General features: G+C 64.4%; 19 protein-coding genes. 16 read left to right on the forward strand and 3 right to left on the reverse strand.

Translation table 11 applies throughout. From position 1 onward, the window contains the following. The first annotated feature begins 11 nt into the window (after positions 1-11). The 3 genes from IFT57_RS12490 to IFT57_RS12500 all read left to right on the forward strand — a co-directional run bounded on the left by IFT57_RS12490 (position 12) and on the right by IFT57_RS12500 (position 2,963). A complete protein-coding gene (locus tag IFT57_RS12490; RefSeq protein WP_192151589.1) occupies positions 12-848 on the forward strand; it encodes an aldo/keto reductase in 837 nt (278 codons plus the stop codon). Positions 849-965: 117 nt separating this feature from the next. Then, positions 966-2,417, forward strand: coding sequence for a SulP family inorganic anion transporter (locus IFT57_RS12495; protein ID WP_192151590.1), 1,452 nt, complete (start codon positions 966-968; stop codon positions 2,415-2,417). Between the two features lie 195 nt (positions 2,418-2,612). Then, positions 2,613-2,963: a putative holin gene (locus IFT57_RS12500; RefSeq protein ID WP_192049354.1), complete on the forward strand. Its 351-nt coding sequence runs from the start codon at positions 2,613-2,615 to the stop codon at positions 2,961-2,963. A 5-nt stretch (positions 2,964-2,968) separates the two neighbouring features. On the opposite strand, the gene IFT57_RS12505 is transcribed toward IFT57_RS12500, so the two are convergent. Continuing rightward, complete coding sequence (locus IFT57_RS12505) at positions 2,969-3,349, reverse strand: helix-turn-helix domain-containing protein (RefSeq protein WP_192151591.1); 381 nt, start codon at positions 3,347-3,349, stop codon at positions 2,969-2,971. 302 nt (positions 3,350-3,651) lie between these two features. On the opposite strand from IFT57_RS12505, the gene IFT57_RS12510 reads away from it, so the two are divergent. Next, positions 3,652-3,912: an ogr/Delta-like zinc finger family protein gene (locus tag IFT57_RS12510; protein ID WP_122477941.1), complete on the forward strand. Its 261-nt coding sequence runs from the start codon at positions 3,652-3,654 to the stop codon at positions 3,910-3,912. 101 nt (positions 3,913-4,013) lie between these two features. Here IFT57_RS12510 and IFT57_RS12515 read toward each other — a convergent pair whose 3' ends face one another. Next, a complete protein-coding gene (locus tag IFT57_RS12515; protein WP_122715445.1) occupies positions 4,014-4,973 on the reverse strand; it encodes a 2-hydroxyacid dehydrogenase in 960 nt (319 codons plus the stop codon). 205 nt (positions 4,974-5,178) lie between these two features. Between IFT57_RS12515 and IFT57_RS12520 the strand changes: the two genes are divergently transcribed. Continuing rightward, positions 5,179-6,714: a sensor domain-containing diguanylate cyclase gene (locus IFT57_RS12520; RefSeq protein WP_192151592.1), complete on the forward strand. Its 1,536-nt coding sequence runs from the start codon at positions 5,179-5,181 to the stop codon at positions 6,712-6,714. 12 nt (positions 6,715-6,726) lie between these two features. Here IFT57_RS12520 and IFT57_RS12525 read toward each other — a convergent pair whose 3' ends face one another. Next, positions 6,727-7,011, reverse strand: coding sequence for a hypothetical protein (locus IFT57_RS12525; RefSeq protein WP_192151593.1), 285 nt, complete (start codon positions 7,009-7,011; stop codon positions 6,727-6,729). An 838-nt stretch (positions 7,012-7,849) separates the two neighbouring features. Here IFT57_RS12525 and tusD point away from each other — a divergent pair. The 11 genes from tusD (at position 7,850) to modC (ending at position 15,844) form a co-directional block, all read left to right on the forward strand. Then, entirely contained in the window at positions 7,850-8,242 is a 393-nt protein-coding gene (gene tusD, locus IFT57_RS12530; RefSeq protein ID WP_192151594.1) for a sulfurtransferase complex subunit TusD, read from the forward strand. Between the two features lies 1 nt (position 8,243). Further along, entirely contained in the window at positions 8,244-8,603 is a 360-nt protein-coding gene (tusC, locus tag IFT57_RS12535; protein ID WP_192151595.1) for a sulfurtransferase complex subunit TusC, read from the forward strand. Next, a complete protein-coding gene (tusB, locus tag IFT57_RS12540) occupies positions 8,603-8,896 on the forward strand; it encodes a sulfurtransferase complex subunit TusB (protein WP_192151596.1) in 294 nt (97 codons plus the stop codon). The genes tusC and tusB overlap by 1 nt, the downstream gene beginning before the upstream one ends. Further along, on the forward strand, positions 8,893-9,228 hold the full coding sequence (locus IFT57_RS12545; RefSeq protein ID WP_122797493.1) for a TusE/DsrC/DsvC family sulfur relay protein: 336 nt from the start codon (positions 8,893-8,895) through the stop codon (positions 9,226-9,228). The genes tusB and IFT57_RS12545 overlap by 4 nt, the downstream gene beginning before the upstream one ends. Continuing rightward, the gene (locus tag IFT57_RS12550) at positions 9,225-10,241 is read left to right on the forward strand and encodes a glycosyl transferase family protein (RefSeq protein WP_192151597.1); all 1,017 of its coding nucleotides are present in this window, start codon (positions 9,225-9,227) and stop codon (positions 10,239-10,241) included. The genes IFT57_RS12545 and IFT57_RS12550 overlap by 4 nt, the downstream gene beginning before the upstream one ends. Positions 10,242-10,637: 396 nt before the next feature. After that, positions 10,638-11,645 carry a glutathione S-transferase family protein gene (locus tag IFT57_RS12555; protein WP_192151598.1) on the forward strand — a complete coding sequence of 336 codons (1,008 nt, stop codon included), beginning with the start codon at positions 10,638-10,640 and terminating at the stop codon, positions 11,643-11,645. Continuing rightward, the gene (gene alkB / locus IFT57_RS12560; RefSeq protein WP_446731200.1) at positions 11,645-12,301 is read left to right on the forward strand and encodes a DNA oxidative demethylase AlkB; all 657 of its coding nucleotides are present in this window, start codon (positions 11,645-11,647) and stop codon (positions 12,299-12,301) included. Before IFT57_RS12555 ends, alkB begins: the two co-directional genes overlap by 1 nt. A 73-nt stretch (positions 12,302-12,374) precedes the next feature. Then, positions 12,375-13,217 (forward strand): bifunctional DNA-binding transcriptional regulator/O6-methylguanine-DNA methyltransferase Ada, encoded by an 843-nt coding sequence (ada, locus tag IFT57_RS12565; protein ID WP_192151600.1) that lies wholly within the window; start codon positions 12,375-12,377, stop codon positions 13,215-13,217. A gap of 113 nt (positions 13,218-13,330) precedes the next feature. Further along, entirely contained in the window at positions 13,331-14,080 is a 750-nt protein-coding gene (gene modA, locus IFT57_RS12570; RefSeq protein WP_192151601.1) for a molybdate ABC transporter substrate-binding protein, read from the forward strand. Continuing rightward, on the forward strand, positions 14,080-14,760 hold the full coding sequence (gene modB, locus IFT57_RS12575; RefSeq protein WP_192151602.1) for a molybdate ABC transporter permease subunit: 681 nt from the start codon (positions 14,080-14,082) through the stop codon (positions 14,758-14,760). Before modA ends, modB begins: the two co-directional genes overlap by 1 nt. A gap of 4 nt (positions 14,761-14,764) precedes the next feature. Continuing rightward, positions 14,765-15,844 carry a molybdenum ABC transporter ATP-binding protein gene (gene modC, locus IFT57_RS12580; protein ID WP_192151603.1) on the forward strand — a complete coding sequence of 360 codons (1,080 nt, stop codon included), beginning with the start codon at positions 14,765-14,767 and terminating at the stop codon, positions 15,842-15,844. The last annotated feature ends 655 nt before the right edge of the window (positions 15,845-16,499 follow it).

Here is a 16,499-nt window from a genome sequence, read left to right on the forward strand (position 1 = left end):
AGCAACTTCCCATGCCACACGCACCCTTGATCACCCTCAACGACGGCATCCAGATCCCGCAACTGGGTCTGGGCGTCTGGCAGCTCGATGACGATCAGGCCTACACGTCGAGCGTGGCCGCCCTCAAGGCCGGCTACCGGCACATCGACACCGCCATGATCTACGGCAACGAGGCCGGCGTCGGCCGCGCCGTGGCCGAAAGCGGACTGGCGCGCGACGAGATCTTCATCACCACCAAACTGTGGAACACCGACCAGGGCTACGACAGCACCCTGCGCGCGTTCGATGCCAGCCTGAAAAAACTGGGTCTGGACCAGCTCGACCTGTACCTCATCCACTGGGCGCTGCCCAAGAAGGCCGCCTACCGCGACACCTGGAAGGCCTTCGTGCGGCTCCAGGAAGAAGGCCGCGTGCGCTCCATCGGCGTGTCCAACTTTCATCCCGAACACCTGCAGCACATCATTGCCGATACCGGTGTGACGCCATCGGTGAACCAGATCGAACTGCACCCCGATTTCTCGCAGGTCGAACTGGTCGAATTCTGCAAGGGCCTGAACATCGTCACCGAGTCGTGGAGCCCCCTGGGCCAGGGCGGCGCCCTGCTCTCCCAACCAGTGCTGTCGCAGATCGCCGAGAAGCATGGCAAGAGCGCTGCCCAAGTCATCCTGCGCTGGCATATCCAGAACCAGCACGTGGTCATTCCGCGCTCGAGCAACCCGGAGCGCATCGCGCAGAACCTCGACGTGTTCGATTTCGAGTTGGACCTGCAGGATTTGCAGGCCATCGCCCACATTCCGCAGACCGGCCGCCTGGGCCCCAACCCCGACACCTTCGACATGGGCGCCTGACGCGGGCGCTTGACAGACACACCCCGCCACACCTGTTAAACTGATCGTCTCCCAAAACAACGCTAGACACACCCCACGGCTACCAAGCCGCGGGGTGTTTGTGCTGATAGGTATTGCATGTCCTTGACCGATATACGCCGTAACGTACTGGCTGGCCTGACGTCCTCCTTCGCGCTGGTGCCCGAATGCATCGCCTTTGCCCTGGTGGCCCAGGTCAACCCCTTGATGGGTTTATATGGCGCCTTCATCATCTGTACCCTCACCGCGTTGCTGGGCGGCCGACCGGCGATGATCTCCGGCGCTGCCGGGTCGATGGCCGTGGTCATCGTGGCGCTGGTGGTGCAGCACGGCGTGCAATATCTGTTGGCCACGGTGGTACTCAGTGGCCTGATCATGGCGATCTTCGGCGTGCTGCGGCTCGGCAAGCTGGTGCGCATGGTGCCGCACCCGGTCATGCTGGGCTTCGTCAACGGGCTGGCGATCGTCATTGCCATGTCGCAGCTCGAACACTTCAAGACCCATGACGGTCAGTGGCTGCCGTTCGCTGAACTGGGCATCATGACCGGGCTGGTGGCACTGACCATGGCCGTGGTCTACCTGCTGCCGCGCCTGACCAAGGCCGTACCCGGTGCGCTGGTGGCGATCATCGGCGTCAGTGTGCTGGTGCAATGGCTGCATCTGCCCACGCGCACCCTCGCCGACATGGCAACCATCGCCGGCGGCCTGCCCAGCTTCCAGTGGCCCAGCGTTGCGCTGGACCTGGCGACCTTGAAGATCATCGCCCCCTATGCCTTGCTGATGGCCATGGTCGGATTACTGGAAACCTTGCTGACCTTCAACCTCACCGATGAGATCACCGAGACCCGCGGTCAGCCCAATCGCGAATGCGTGGCGCTGGGTGTGGCCAACATCACCTCGGGTCTGTTCGGCGGCATGGGCGGTTGCGCGATGATCGGGCAGACCGTGATCAATCTCAGCTCGGGGGGCCGCGGGCGCCTGTCCGGGATCGTCAGTGGGGTGATGATCCTGCTGTTCATCCTGTTCCTGTCGCCGCTGATCGAGCGCATCCCGCTGGCCGCACTGGCCGGGGTGATGTTCGTGGTCGCGCAGCAGACCTTCGCCTGGGGTTCGGTGCGGGTACTGGGCAAGGTGCCCGCCAACGATGCCGTGGTAATCATCGCGGTGACCATCATCACCGTGTTCACCGACCTGGCCACTGCCGTGCTCTGCGGCATTCTGATCGCGGCGCTGGCCTTCGCCTGGCAGCATTCGCGCGACATGCGCAGCGATGTCCACGACAGCGACGAGGCACGCGTCTACACCCCTCACGGCACCTTGTTCTTCGCCTCGACCACGCATTTCCAGGCGCTGTTCGATCCGCAGAACGACCCGGATCAGGTCTACATCGATTGCCGTCATCTGCACCTGGTGGATCACTCGGCCATCGCCGCCATGGAAAACCTGGCCGCCCGCTACAGCAAGTTCGGCAAGCAACTGCAGTTGCGCCAACTTTCCTCGCGCAACCAGCGCCTGCTGGAAAAGGCTCACGCCGCCGTCACCCTCGGCTGAGTTCATCTGTGCTGTTCAGGCAGGGTACCTCTGTCCGGCTTTCCTACAAGGCTGCGTCCTTGAGCCTTGAGAGTCGCCGGGCGAGGATGGGTCCAGTGCCGCTGGTTGCGGCTCCAGACCCGAGGCGAGGTGCCAAGTGCTTGAACAATACGGATCGTGCCATTGCGACGGGTCACCGGCCTCAGGGGCCGGATCATGAACCAGGACACGCTGACCGCTGGTGTCGCCGGGGTATCGGCTTTGGCACTGGGAGCGTCCGCTTCCTGGCCAGCCTTCGATAACCTGCTCGGCGCCGTATTGGGCGCCTGCCTGGTGATCAGTCGACAGCAGGTCGCGAGCTGCGCACGCAAGTTGACCAACCTGCTGCTGTCTGCCGGCGTCGGTCTGCTCTTCGCACCCATGGCGCAGGACCAGATACCGCAACTTACCGGAGGCATCGCTGCATTCGGCTGCGCACTGCTGGTCATTCCGCTGAGCGTGAAGTTGCGAGACTGGGTTCGGCGGCTGGACATCGAGGACATTCTGCGCCGTTTCAGAGGTTCTTGAGTTCGTCAGTTAGAGCGCCGCAGGCTGGCAACTTCCTGCTCCAGTTCGCGCAGCCGTTTGCGCTCGCGCGCAACTTGGTGAACGTGCTCCAGATCCTTGGCGCACAGGCCTTGCAGAGTAGCCAGCACAGCAACCACTGCATCATCGGCGAGCAGCGTCTGCGGTTCGACAAGCATGGCACCGCGACCCAACAGCAACCAGTCGAGGGAAATGCCATCGGTGCGCGCCAGGTCCATGCACAACGCGTACGGAATGCTGCAGCGAGCACGCCAGCTGGCCAGGGTTTGCGGGCTGATACCCAGGGCCTTGGCAAGCGCTGCGTCGTTGGAAGCCGCCAGCAGATGCTTGAGCCGATTCAGCACTTCGGTTGTTTCAGAGGTACACACGTTGGGAACTTCCGCTTGACCCACTCAATTTGAGTATATTAATTTATTCGAATTGCAGTTAAATATTAACCCTAGTTCATAAATCAAGGATATCCATGATGCAGCCCTACAACTTACATACATCATAAAGAAATTTCCTACATGGCGCGGCTACTCAGACCCAATGCATTTCGCCGCCCATCGTGCAAAGGCAAGACGCAGGTAGCGCCAGCAGTTCACTCACGGAAGACTTACTTAAAATTTTGTAGTTGATCCCGGCGTCTCGGCGGTACGAGCGCGGTGCGGATCATAAGGTTTGAAGAATGAGCACTTACAAGATGGTTTGCCCTCACTGCAAGAACAGAATGCGCATCCGCACCAGCGAAGGCACGCATGTATTCCTGCGCGTGGCCTACCTGCAGTGTACGAACGAGATCTGCGGCTGGTCGGTGCGCGCGGAGTTCGAGATGACCCATGAGTTGTCGCCCAGCGGCGTGGCGAACCCCGACATCCACCTGCCCAGCGCGCCCATCGCGCTGCGCCGCGCGGCCAGCAAGCCGGCCGAGACGGCCGGCGCCGCCTGAGCGGATGGCCTGCGCCGGGCACTTGTTGAGGGTGACCGGCGCCCGCTCTACGGAGCCACCCTCACAATGCCCGCATTGCGCGGGCAGCATTCACCTCGGTATCAGCCAACGGGCGTCAGTACTTTGCGCTCGTCGTGAAAATAACCCTGAATATTGCTCCACACCAGGTCGCCCATGGCCTGGCGGGTCTCGTGGGTGCCGCTGGCCAGGTGTGGCAGCAGGACAACGTTGTTCAGGTCGATGAGCGCCTGCGGAACGTTAGGCTCGTCCTCATAGACATCCAGGCCCGCGCCTGCGATATGGCCCTCGCGCAGCGCCTCGATCAGCGCCGGTTGGTCGACCACGCTGCCGCGGGCGATATTGACCAGGAACCCCTTGCTGCCCAGCAGGCCGATGCGCTTGGCATCGATCAGGCCTTCGGTGGACTTGCCGCCGGGCACTGCCAGCACCAGCACGTCGCAATCGGTGATCATCGCGTCCAGATCGGCGTAGTACTGGTAGGCGACGCCTGCCTTGGGTTTACGATTGTGGTAGAGCACCTGCATGTCGAACGCAGCGGCGCGCCTGGCGATGGACTCGCCGATGTTGCCCAGGCCGACGATGCCGATTTTCTTGCCGCCGATCTTGCTGGCGAGCGGAAACTTGCCCTGGGTCCACTTGCCCGCCCGCACGAAGCGATCGGCCTCGCTGTAGCGGCGCATCACATCGAGGGTCAGCGCCATCGCCGTATCGGCGACGCAATCGTCCAGCACCGCCGGGGTATTAGTGACCACGATGCCGCGGTCACGGGCCGCATCGACGGCGATCGAATCGTAGCCGACGCCGAAGCTGAAGATGGCTTCGAGCTTGGGCAGCCTGGCGATCACCTCGCTGCTCGCGCCCAGGGCACCCGAGGTGACGATCGCCTTGATTCGGTCGCCGTGCTGCGCCAGCCAGGCGTCCTGATCGGGCAGTTCCCAGAAGCGGGTGGCGTCGAAGTGGGTTTCCACGGCCTCCTGCAGGCTGGGCAGCAGTGCGCCGATGATCAAGACGGGAACGTCGCGGGTCGATGGCTGTGTCATGAAACCTCCTGTTTGCATCGTTGGATTTATTATCGAAGCAAGGCATGGCGCAACGACGCCACGCAGCCCGTATGATGGACGACCAAGGTCATCGTACAACCTGCCCCAATGTGATTACAACCACGCATGCCTGCATCGCAGACGGCGGTTGTATGCTGGGCGTAACCCACTAGACTGCACCTACCTGCCGACCAAGAAGCCCCTGATGCCAGACAACGCACAGTATCGACCCGCCCTGAAGTCCGACAGTTCGGCTCAGCGCATGGCTATTCTCTTCGTGGCGCTGGTGGTCGTCTCGCTGATCGTGCTGGATGTATGGCAGACCCTCACCGCACGGGCCCAGGCCATGCGTGTCAGCGAGATCACCACGTCCAACCTGGCCCGCTCGCTGGCCCAGCATGCCGAAGACACCATCAAGCAATCGGACACGGTACTGCTGGGCCTGATCGAGCGCATTCAGGTCGACGGCACGGCGCCTGCCGAGGTGCAGCGCCTGCGCAACCTGATGCAAGGCTGGACGCGTTCAATGGAGCAGTTGCAGGGGTTGTTCATCTATGACAGCCAAGGGCGCTGGGTGGCCAGCTCCAACGCCGCGGATCCGCCGGGGCTGAACAACGCCGACCGTGAATACTTCCGCCACCACCTGGACAATCCCGACCCCGGGGTGCACGTCGGGCCCGTCATTCGCAGTCGTTCCACCAATGCCTTGGTGATTCCAGTATCCCGGCGCCTTAGCGGCGCCGACGGCAAGTTTGCCGGCGTGGTGCTGGCCACCCTGAAAGTGGAGTATTTCAACCAGTTCTACGCCGGCTTCGACCTGGACGAGCGCGGGGTCATCGCCCTGCTGCTCAACGACGGCACCATCCTGCTGCGCCGCCCATTCGATGAGAACGTGATCGGCAGCAGCATGGCCAAGGGCAAGATCTTCAGCGAGATGTTGCCCCAGGCCAGCCACGGCACCTTGATGCAGCGCTCACTGGTGGACGATGTCGAGCGTATGTACAGCTATCAGGCTCTGCGCAATTACCCGTTGGTGCTGGAAACCGCCGAGTCCAAGGCATCGCTGCTGGCCAACTGGTACGAGAACCTGCTGCGTTCGGCAGTCTTCGTGCTGGTGGTCGGGATAGCCCTGGGTCTGTGCGCGATGACACTGATCCGGCAGATTCGCCATGGCCTGCGCACCGAGGCGGAACTGCGCAATGCCCACGCCGCGCTGCAGAAGCTGGCGATGCAGGACGGCTTGACCGGCCTGGCCAACCGCCGCCAGCTGGACGCGGCGCTGCCCGACGAGATCGGTCGGGCGCGGCGCAACGCCCGGCCGCTGGGCGTGATCATGCTCGACATCGACCATTTCAAGCGCTTCAACGACCTGTACGGTCATCCCGCAGGAGATGAGTGCATCAAGGCCGTGGGCCAGGCGGTGCTGAGCTGTGTGGGCCGCTCGGGAGACCTGGTGGTGCGCTACGGCGGCGAGGAAATTCTGGTGCTGCTGCCCGAGAGTGACGAGGCCGGTGCCTGGCAGGTCGCGGAGAAGGTGCTGCTGGCGGTGCGCGCGCTGGCGATTGCCCACGCGGGCAGCGACCTGGGGATCGTGACCATCAGCGCCGGTGTTCACGTGTGGCGCAACAGCGACCCGGACGTGCGCGCGCAAAGCCTAGTGGAGGCCGCGGACCAGGCGCTTTATCGAGCCAAGAGCTCGGGCCGCAACAGGGTCTATCCGCTGCAACCGCTGGTGGTCTAGTGCAAGGCAGGTTCAGAGCATCTGCTGGTTGGCGGCCATGGACTCGATGACCATGCTCTTCTGATCTTCGGACAACGCGTCCCAGATATGCACCTTGGCGTAGAAGCCCAGGCTGCCGAGGATATAGAAGCTGAGTACGGCGATGGTCAGCAGCGTCAGCCATGACCAGCGGCCACCCTCCTCGGTGTCATCATAGGTCGAGTAGGCGTTGTCGATGCGCTGATCGCGCATGGAGGCCAGGCTGGTGGCGACGCGTTTGTAGCAATAGGACAGCAACAGCAAAAACAGGCGCAACATGGAAAAAAAGCCTCGGTGGGTGGCGGTGTGCGGGCGGCGGCCTGGAAAATGGCGAACCGGAAACGCAAAAAGCCCGTCTTGGACGGGCTTTTTTTATGGGTAGCGTGCTGTCGACTGGTTGAGTCCCGACGCTTGGGGTGAATTTTAGGCAGCTGCTTGAGCGCTGTAAACCGCACTGAGGCGCAGATGTATGCCAACCAGGCCCGTTCGTATGCGCAATCGCGCGGCCCAGAGCGGTGCGCGCCAGCACTGCGGCACGCTGTCACACCGTCTGCAACAGACCTCCCGTGGGAGCGGTCCGTGGCCGCGAAACAGACGCCGCGATGCATCAGCCCATCGGCAGCGCCCTTTTCGCGGCCGCTGACCGCTCCTACGGGAAACGCATCTTTGGCAACCATGGACAACCTCTGTAGGAGCGGTCCGTGGCCGCGAACCGGGCGCCGCGGTGTATCAGCCCATCGGCGGCGCCTTTTCGCGGCCGATGACCGCTCCTACGGGAAACGCATCTTTGGCAACCATGGACAACCTCTGTGGGAGCGGTCCGTGGCCGCGAACCAGGCGCCGCGGTGTATCAGCCCATTGGTGGCGCCCTTTTCGCGGCCGCTGACCGCTCCCACGGGAAACGCACCCTTGGCAACAATGGACAACCTCTGTAGGAGCGGTCCGTGGCCGCGAACCGGGCGCCGCGGTGTGTCAGCCCATCGGCGGCGCCCTTTTCGCGGCCGCTGACCGCTCTCACGGGAAATGTGCGAGCACTGATTCCCCGCGCGGCGCTTCTTGCTAGGCTTTTTGCGAAGGCAGCCTTTATCATGGCCACAGTTCCACACCAGAGCCGACCATGAAGTTTGCCATCGCTGTCTATTCGCCTGCCCACTCGCCGGCCTCGCGGCGCGCGCTGCTGTTCGCCCAAGCGGTCTTGGCTCAAGGCCACCAACTGCTGCGGGTGTTCTTCTACCAGGACGGCGTGCACACGGCGTCCAGCAACATCGTCACCGCGCAGGATGAAACCGACACGGCCGCACAGTGGCGCGCCTTCATCGTCGAACATCAGATAGACGCGGTGGTGTGCATCGCCGCCGCGCTGCGGCGCGGTGTGCTCGACGACGAGGAAGCACGTCGCTATCAGCGCCCGGCCGCCAACCTGAGCGAACCCTGGCAGCTGTCCGGGTTGGGGCAGTTGCACGAAGCCGCCCAGCAGGCCGATCGACTCGTCAGCTTCGGAGGCCACTGACATGGCCAAGTCCATGCTGATCATCAGCCGCCAAGCCCCTTGGGCAGGCCCCGCCGCACGCGAGGCGCTGGACATCGCCCTGGCCGGCGGTGCCTACGACCTGCCGATAGCCATGCTGTTTCTCGACGACGGCGTCTACCAGTTGCTGGATGACCAGGCGCCGGATGCCGTGCAACAAAAGAATCTTGCGGCCAACCTGCAGGCGCTGCCGCTGTTCGGTGTCGAGGAGGTGTTCGTCTGCAGCGCCAGCCTGGCACGACGTGGCCTGGCCCAGTCAGGGCTGGCCTTGCCCGCGCAGGCGCTTACAGACGCGCAACTGCGCGAGCTGCTGGCGCGCTTCGACCTTGTGGTGACATTGTAATGAGTACCCTTCACGTACTGGCACACTCGCCGTTCAGCGACCAGCGCCTGCACAGCTGCCTGCGTCTGCTGGGCAACGGCGACGCCATTCTGCTCAGCGGCGATGCGGTCTACGCCCTGGCGCCCGGCAGCGAGCCCTGGGCAGCGCTGGCGAGCGCCGGCGTTGCCGTCTTTGCCCTGGCCGAAGATGCGCAGGCACGCGCTTTGCCGAACAACCCCGGGGTCGAGCTGCTCGACTACCCAGCGTTCGTCGAGCTGACCCTGGCCTATGAAAAGGTCAATAGCTGGCTATGACCACACTCATCGTCGAGGGGCGCAGCATCGCGCTGGATCCGGACGGCTACCTGCAGTCGCTGGCCGACTGGAATCCGCAGGTCGCTCAGGCTCTGGCTGCCGCCGAGGATCTGCAGCTGACGCCCGACCACTGGCAGATCATCGAACTGCTGCGCCGCTTTCATGCCCAGTACCAGCTGTCGCCCGCGACGCGGCCGCTGATCAAGTACGTCGCGCAGCAGCTGGGCGCCGACAAAGGCAACAGCCTGCACCTCAATCGCCTGTTCAATGGCACTCCTGCCAAACTCGCTGCGAAGCTGGCGGGTCTGCCCAAACCGACCAATTGCATATGACCGACTACCCTGCACTGATGCTGGAAACCCCTGAAGAACACCCGTTCGCCCAATTCGTGCGAGCCCTGGGCAAGGGCAAGCGCGGCGCACGCAACCTCACCGGTGAAGAGGCCCGCGAGGCCATGGGCATGCTGCTCGATGGGCGGGTGGAAGACGCGCAGCTGGGCGCCTTCCTCATGCTGCTGCGGCACAAGGAAGAAAGCGCCGAGGAACTCGCCGGTTTCACCCTCGCCTTGCGCGAACGCTTGCAGGCGCCGGCGTTGGCGGTCGATCTGGACTGGCCGACCTACGCCGGCAAGAAGCGCCATCTGCCATGGTACCTGCTGGCAGCCAAATGCCTGGGCGGTAGCGGCCGGCGCATATTCATGCACGGCGCGGGCGCCCACACCGCCGGGCGGCTGTACAGCGAACAGTTGCTCGGCACCTTGAACATTGCGCTGTGTCGGGACTGGGACGCCGTCGGCCAGGCGCTCGATCAACAGGGCCTGGCGTTTTCCCCGCTGATGGACTGGGCGGCGCCCCTGCAACGCATGATCGACCTGCGCAATACCTTGGGCCTGCGCTCGCCTATCCATTCGCTGGCGCGGATTCTCAACCCGCTTGGGGCCCGTTGTGGCCTGCAGAGCATCTTCCACCCGGGCTACCAGGCGGTGCATCGCGATGCCAGCGGCCTGCTCGGCGACACGGCGATCGTGGTCAAGGGCGACGGTGGCGAAATCGAGATCAACCCGGACAGCGCCAGCCATCTCTATGGCACCCGCGACCACCTGCCCTGGGATGAGGAATGGCCTGCCCTGGCCGCCCAGCGCCATGTGAAGCCGCCGAGCCTTGAAGTTGGCCACCTGGTCGAGTTCTGGCAGGGCGAACGCCAGGACAGCTATGGCGAACTGGCTTTGATCTCCACCATGGCACTCTCCCTGCGCGGGCTGGGCAGCTCTCGCGAGCAGGCCTTCGACGAAGCCCGCGCGCTATGGGCGGCACGCGACCTGGCGGCGTGTACGAAGAAGAGCTGACAGCGCCCTCTGTGGGAGCGGTCAGTGGCCGCTCCCACGGGGGACTGCAGTTTGACTGATGCTGCGCGGCGTCTGGTTCGCGGCCACTGACCGCTCCTACGGGGGACTGCGGTTTGACTGATGCTGCGCGGCGCCTGGTTCGCGGCCAATGACCGCTCCTACGGGGGACTGCGCTTTGACTGATGCTGCGCGGCGCCTGGTTCGCGGCCACTGACCGCCCCCACGGGGCACTGCGGGGCGCATGTAGAAGCGGCGCAAGCCGCGTCGGCGGTCCACACGGTGCGCCCGGAATACGCGTGTAGCAGCGGCGCGAGCCGCGTCGGCGGTACACGCGGTGTGCGCCGCAGCAACGGAACAGCGTGATACAGTTTGCCGATACGCACTCGGGAGACGAACATGGGTTTGCTGATCGAAGGACGCTGGCACGACCAGTGGTACGAAAGCAGCGAAGACGGCGCGTTCCAGCGCGAGGCCTCGCAGCGCCGCCATTGGGTCACGGCCGACGGTCAACCCGGCCCCAGTGGCCAGGGCGGCTTCAAGGCCGAAGCAGGTCGCTATCATCTGTACGTCTCGCTGGCATGCCCATGGGCCCACCGCACCCTGATCGTGCGCAGCCTCAAAGGGCTGGAACACTTGATCGACGTGTCGGTGGTGAGTTGGCACATGGGCGAGCACGGCTGGACGTTCGACAGCCAGACAGGTTCGAGCGGTGACCACCTGGAGCCGTTGCGCTACCTGCACGAACGCTACACCCGCGACGATCCGCACTACACCGGCCGGGTGACGGTACCGGTGCTGTGGGACAAACAGCAGAGCCGCATCGTCAGCAACGAGTCGGCCGAGATCATTCGCATGTTCAACAGCGCCTTCGATGCCCTCACCGGCAATCGCCTGGACCTCTATCCCGAGCCCCTGCGCACAGCCATCGAGCGCGTCAACGACGCGGTTTACCCGAACGTGAACAACGGTGTCTACCGCGCCGGCTTCGCTACTTCGCAACAGGCTTACGCCAGCGCTTTCGACGATGTGTTCGCCGAACTCGACCGTCTCGAAACGATTCTGGATACCCAGCGCTACGTGACTGGGGAATACCTCACCGAAGCCGACTGGCGCCTGTTCACCAGCCTGATCCGCTTCGACGCGGTGTACCACGGGCACTTCAAATGCAACTTGCGGCGCATCGCCGACTACCCGAACCTGTCGAACTGGCTGCGCGAACTGTACCAGTGGCCAGGCATCGCCCAGACGGTGGACTTCGAACACATCAAGGGCCATTACTACACCAGCCATCCGACCATCAACCCGACCGGTATCGTGCCCAAGGGGCCTGCGCAGGATTTCAACGCTGCCCATGACCGTGAGCGCCTGGACGGCCGCGGCATCTGGCAACGCGCGCAAGGCTGATTCCAGTGCAGTCCTTACTGTTCGATGAACCACAACAACCCAGTCGCCGCGAAGCTCTGGGCGAGCAGACCTTCGTCCTGCGTGGCTTCGCCCTGCCCTCGCTGGACGACATCCTGCCGGCCCTGCGCGAAGTGCTCAAGGCAGCCCCCTTCCGGCGCATGGAAACGCCCGGTGGGCACACCATGTCGGTGGCGTTGAGCAACTGCGGGCAGTTCGGTTGGAGCACGGATGCGCGAGGATATCGCTACGTCAGCGACGATCCTCTCACCGGCCGCCCTTGGCCGGTGCTGCCCGAGGTGCTGCGCACGCTGGCTCGGGAAGCAGCGGCAGCGGCCGGTTTCGAGGATTTCATACCAGATGCCTGCCTGCTCAACCGCTACGTGCCCGGCGCCAGGATGTCCCTGCATCAGGACCGCAACGAGCGCGATTACACCGCGCCCATCGTCTCGGTGTCCCTGGGCCTCGCGGCGATGTTCCAGGTCGGTGGCCTGCAGCGCAGCGATCGTCCGCTGCGCGTGCCCCTGCTGCACGGCGATGTAATGGTATGGGGCGGTGTCGACCGCCTGCGCTTTCACGGCGTGCTGCCGCTCAAGGAAGGCGTGCACCCGGTGATGGGCCCACAACGGATCAACTTCACCCTGCGCAAGGCTGGCTGAGCGCAAGCAGCGGAGTGTCAGCGCCCGCAGCAACGGCTAACATGGCCGCTTCGACGCTCCACGGAATCGCGCCATGCCCACCCCCACCGCTCACCACAGCCAACTGGTTGCCGCCGCCTGCCGCCAGATCGAGGCCAGCGACGCTCTGCCCGAGTTGAGCGCGCTGGCCGAACGGGCCGGCTTGAGCCCATGGCACTTCCACCGGGTGTTCAAGGCCGTGACCGGGCTGACGCCGCGCAGCTACGCCAGTGCCCGACGGGCGCAGAAAGTCCGCGAGCAGCTTCAGCAGGGCAAATCCGTCACCGAAACCCTGTACGCCAGCGGTTTCAATTCATCCGGGCGGTTCTACGAGGCCGCCAACGGCATGCTCGGCATGACGCCGGCGGCCTTCCGCCAAGGGGGCAGCAAGGCTTCGATCCATTTCGCCCTTGCCCAATGCAGCCTGGGCGCTGTGCTGGTGGCCTGCAGCGAACGCGGTGTGTGCGCGATCCTGCTCGGTGACGAGCCTCAAGCCTTGCTCGATGATCTGCAACGGCGCTTTCCCAAGGCAGCACTGATAGGCGCCGACTCAGACTTCGAAGCGATCGTGGCCAAGGTGCTGGGCTTCATCGAGGCGCCGAGGACAGGTCTGGACTTGCCCCTGGACATCCGCGGTACGGCTTTTCAGCAACGGGTATGGCAGGCACTGGCCAGGATCGAGCCTGGAACCACGGCCAGCTACGCTGAGGTCGCGGCGAGTATCGGCGCGCCGAACGCAGTGCGCGCCGTGGCCGGGGCCTGCGCAGCGAACGCCCTGGCCGTGGCGGTGCCCTGTCATCGGGTTGTACGCACCGACGGTGGGCTTTCGGGATACCGCTGGGGTATCGAGCGCAAGCGCGAACTGCTTGCGCGCGAGCGCCAGCCTGGCATGCCATGACGCTGACCGCGTTACCGAGCTCCGCGCAGATTCGGGAAACAGCGTGCAGGACTGGCAAAGCGCTATATATTTTGCTATATGACGGTAGTCTTTTTTCCACAGAGCGCCGTCCAATGAAGTTCACCACCAGCCTGCTTGCCCTCGGCGCCGCCATGGCCCTCAACAGTGCGTACGCCGATGAGGTACAGGTGGCTGTTGCCGCCAACTTCACCGCCCCCATACAGGCCATCGCCAAAGCCTTCGAGGCCGACACCGGGCACAAGCTCGTCGCCGCCTATGGCTCGACCGGCCAGTTCTATACCCAGATCAAGAACGGTGCGCCGTTCGAAGTGTTCCTGGCCGCCGACGACAGCACGCCGGCCAAACTGGAAAGCGAGCAGGAAACCGTTCCCGGCTCACGCTTCACCTACGCCACGGGCACCCTGGCGCTGTGGTCGGCCAAGCCTGGCTACGTCGACGCCGAGGGCGCCGTGCTCAAGGGCAACAGCTATCAGCACCTGTCCATCGCCAACCCCAAGGCGGCACCCTATGGGCTGGCGGCGACCCAGGTGCTGGCGAAGATGAACCTGACCCAGGTCACCCAGCCCAAACTGGTCGAAGGCCAGAACATCACCCAGGCTTTCCAGTTCGTCTCTACCGGCAATGCCGAATTGGGTTTCGTGGCACTGTCGCAGATCTTCAAGGATGGCAAAGTCGAACAAGGGTCGGCCTGGATCGTGCCGGCGGCCTTGCATGATCCGATCAAGCAGGATGCGGTGATTCTCAACAAGGGTCGTGACAGCGACGCCGCCAAGGCGCTGATGCAATACCTGAAAGGCCCGGCCGCCGCCGCCATCATCAAGTCGTACGGCTACCAGATCTGATGCCGCTGGACGCCAGCGACCTGAGCGCAATCTGGCTGACGGTCAAGCTGGCCAGCTTGACCACGGTGATTCTGCTGCTGATCGGCACGCCCATCGCATGGTGGCTGGCGCGTACCGCGTCGCCTTGGCGGGGCGCCGTGGGCGCGGTGGTTGCCCTGCCCCTGGTATTACCGCCGACGGTCATTGGTTTCTACCTGTTGCTGGTGCTGGGGCCCCACGGCTTCATCGGTCAGACCACTCAAGCACTGGGTCTGGGCTCGGTGGTATTCAGTTTTACCGGGCTGGTGATCGGTTCGGTGATCTATTCCATGCCTTTCGTGGTCCAGCCCCTGCAGAACGCTTTCAAGGCCATCGGCGAGCGCCCTCTGGAAGTGGCGGCGACCTTGCGCGCCAGCCCTTGGGACTGCTTCTTCAGCGTGGTGCTGCCGCAGGCCAAGCCGGGTTTCGTCACCGCCAGCATTCTGGGCTTTGCCCATACCGTGGGTGAATTCGGCGTGGTACTGATGATTGGCGGCAACATACCGGACAAGACGCGGGTGGTGTCGGTGCAGATTTTCGATCATGTCGAAGCCATGGAATACGCCCAGGCGCACTGGCTTGCCGGGGCCATGCTGGTGTTTTCCTTCGCCGTGCTGCTGTTGTTGCACCGCGGGCGCCTACCGCGTTCGTCGTGGAGTTGATGGAATGATCCGTGCCCGTATCGACATGACGTATGAGGCGTTCTCGCTGGACGTCGACCTGCAACTGCCCGGGCGCGGGGTCAGCGCGCTGTTCGGCGATTCCGGTTCCGGCAAGACCACCTGCCTGCGCTGCCTGGCCGGATTGGTGAAAGCGCCCAATGCCTGCATCGAAGTCAATGGCGAGGTCTGGCAGGACAGCGCCAGGGGCATTTTTCTCGCGCCGCACAAGCGGGCGCTCGGCTATGTGTTCCAGGAGGCCAGCCTGTTCGAGCACCTCTCGGTGCGCGGCAATCTTGAGTACGGCTGGCGGCGGATCAAACCCGGCCAACGCAAGGTCGCGCTCGATCAGGCGTGCAACCTGCTGGGCATCGAGCATTTGCTGGAACGCCAGCCGGCCAACCTGTCCGGGGGCGAACGGCAGCGCGTCGGCATCGCCCGCGCACTGCTGACCAGCCCTGGACTGCTGCTGATGGACGAACCACTGGCGGCGCTGGACAGCCGCCGCAAGGCCGAGATCCTGCCCTATCTGGAACGGTTGCATGACGAGCTGGACATTCCCGTGGTGTATGTCAGCCATGCCCAGGACGAGGTCGCGCGGCTGGCCGACCACCTGGTGGTGCTGCAGCACGGCCGCGTGCTGGGCAGCGGGCCGCTGGGGCCGACGCTGGAGCGCCTCGATCTGCCCATGGCGCGCGAAGCCGACGCGGGTGTGGTGGTGCAGGCCAGGGTGCGGGACTACGATCCGATCTATCAACTGCTGTCCCTGCAATTGCCGGGCGTCATCGAACCTCTGCGCGTCGCCCATGCCCCGCGGGCTGCCGGCGACCGCTTGCGGATCAAGATACAGGCCCGCGATGTCAGCCTCAGCCTGAGCCTGGACGACGCCAGCAGCATTCTCAATCGTTTCGCCGTCACCGTCGAGCAGGTGTCGGCAGCGCACAATCCGGCCCATGTGCAGGTAAGCCTGCGCGCCGGCGAGACATTGATCCTGGCACGAATCACCCGCTATTCCGCGGACCAGTTGGGCGTGGTGGCCGGTTTGCGAGCCTGGGCGCAGATCAAGGCCGTGGCGGTATTGGCCTGAACACCGCAGCGCCCCGGACGCGGCTTGCACCGCTGCTACAGACCGCGATCCCCTGTAGCAGCGGCGCAAGCCGCGTCATTGGCGCATGCAATCCTCCTGACACCCCGCAGCGCACCCGGACGCGGCTTGCACCGCTGCTACAGACCGCGATCCCCTGTAGCAGCGGCGCAAGCCGCGTCATTGGCGCATGCAATCCTCCTGACACCTCGCAGCGCCCCCGGACGCGGCTTGCGCCGCTGCTACAGACCGCGATCCCCTGTAGCAGCGGCGCGAGCCGCGTCATCGGCGCATGCAATCCTCCTGACACCTCGCAGCGCCCCCGGACGCGGCTTGCACCGCTGCTACAAACCGCGATCCCCTGTAGCAGCGGCGCGAGCCGCGTCATCGGCGCATGCAATCCTCCTGACACTCCGCAGCGCCCCCGGACGCCGCTTGCACCGCTGCTACAGACCGCGATTCCCTGTAGCAGCGGCGCGAGCCGCGTCATCGGCGCAGGCAATCCTCCTGACACTCCGCAGCGCCCCCGGACGCGGCTTGCGCCGCTGCTACAGACCGCGATCCCCTGTAGCAGCGGCGCGAGCCGCGTCATCGGCGCATGCAATCCTCCTGACACCTCGCAGCGCCCCCGGACGCGGCTTGCGCCGCTGCTACAGGT

Origin of the sequence: Pseudomonas sp. CFBP 13719 (assembly GCF_014842095.1) — a bacterium.
Lineage (GTDB): Bacteria > Pseudomonadota > Gammaproteobacteria > Pseudomonadales > Pseudomonadaceae > Aquipseudomonas.

Coding starts and splice junctions, on each gene's coding strand:
- modA (WP_192151601.1), top strand. CDS start 13,331: ATGAAGTTCACCACCAGCCTGCTTGCCCTCGGCGCCGCCATGGCCCTC.
- tusD (WP_192151594.1), top strand. CDS start 7,850: ATGAAGTTTGCCATCGCTGTCTATTCGCCTGCCCACTCGCCGGCCTCG.
- modC (WP_192151603.1), top strand. CDS start 14,765: ATGATCCGTGCCCGTATCGACATGACGTATGAGGCGTTCTCGCTGGAC.
- IFT57_RS12520 (WP_192151592.1), top strand. CDS start 5,179: ATGCCAGACAACGCACAGTATCGACCCGCCCTGAAGTCCGACAGTTCG.
- IFT57_RS12510 (WP_122477941.1), top strand. CDS start 3,652: ATGAGCACTTACAAGATGGTTTGCCCTCACTGCAAGAACAGAATGCGC.
- IFT57_RS12495 (WP_192151590.1), top strand. CDS start 966: ATGTCCTTGACCGATATACGCCGTAACGTACTGGCTGGCCTGACGTCC.
- IFT57_RS12490 (WP_192151589.1), top strand. CDS start 12: ATGCCACACGCACCCTTGATCACCCTCAACGACGGCATCCAGATCCCG.
- IFT57_RS12545 (WP_122797493.1), top strand. CDS start 8,893: ATGACCACACTCATCGTCGAGGGGCGCAGCATCGCGCTGGATCCGGAC.
- IFT57_RS12525 (WP_192151593.1), bottom strand. CDS start 7,011: ATGTTGCGCCTGTTTTTGCTGTTGCTGTCCTATTGCTACAAACGCGTC.
- IFT57_RS12555 (WP_192151598.1), top strand. CDS start 10,638: ATGGGTTTGCTGATCGAAGGACGCTGGCACGACCAGTGGTACGAAAGC.
- tusB (WP_192151596.1), top strand. CDS start 8,603: ATGAGTACCCTTCACGTACTGGCACACTCGCCGTTCAGCGACCAGCGC.
- modB (WP_192151602.1), top strand. CDS start 14,080: ATGCCGCTGGACGCCAGCGACCTGAGCGCAATCTGGCTGACGGTCAAG.
- ada (WP_192151600.1), top strand. CDS start 12,375: ATGCCCACCCCCACCGCTCACCACAGCCAACTGGTTGCCGCCGCCTGC.
- tusC (WP_192151595.1), top strand. CDS start 8,244: ATGGCCAAGTCCATGCTGATCATCAGCCGCCAAGCCCCTTGGGCAGGC.
- IFT57_RS12500 (WP_192049354.1), top strand. CDS start 2,613: ATGAACCAGGACACGCTGACCGCTGGTGTCGCCGGGGTATCGGCTTTG.
- IFT57_RS12550 (WP_192151597.1), top strand. CDS start 9,225: ATGACCGACTACCCTGCACTGATGCTGGAAACCCCTGAAGAACACCCG.
- IFT57_RS12515 (WP_122715445.1), bottom strand. CDS start 4,973: ATGACACAGCCATCGACCCGCGACGTTCCCGTCTTGATCATCGGCGCA.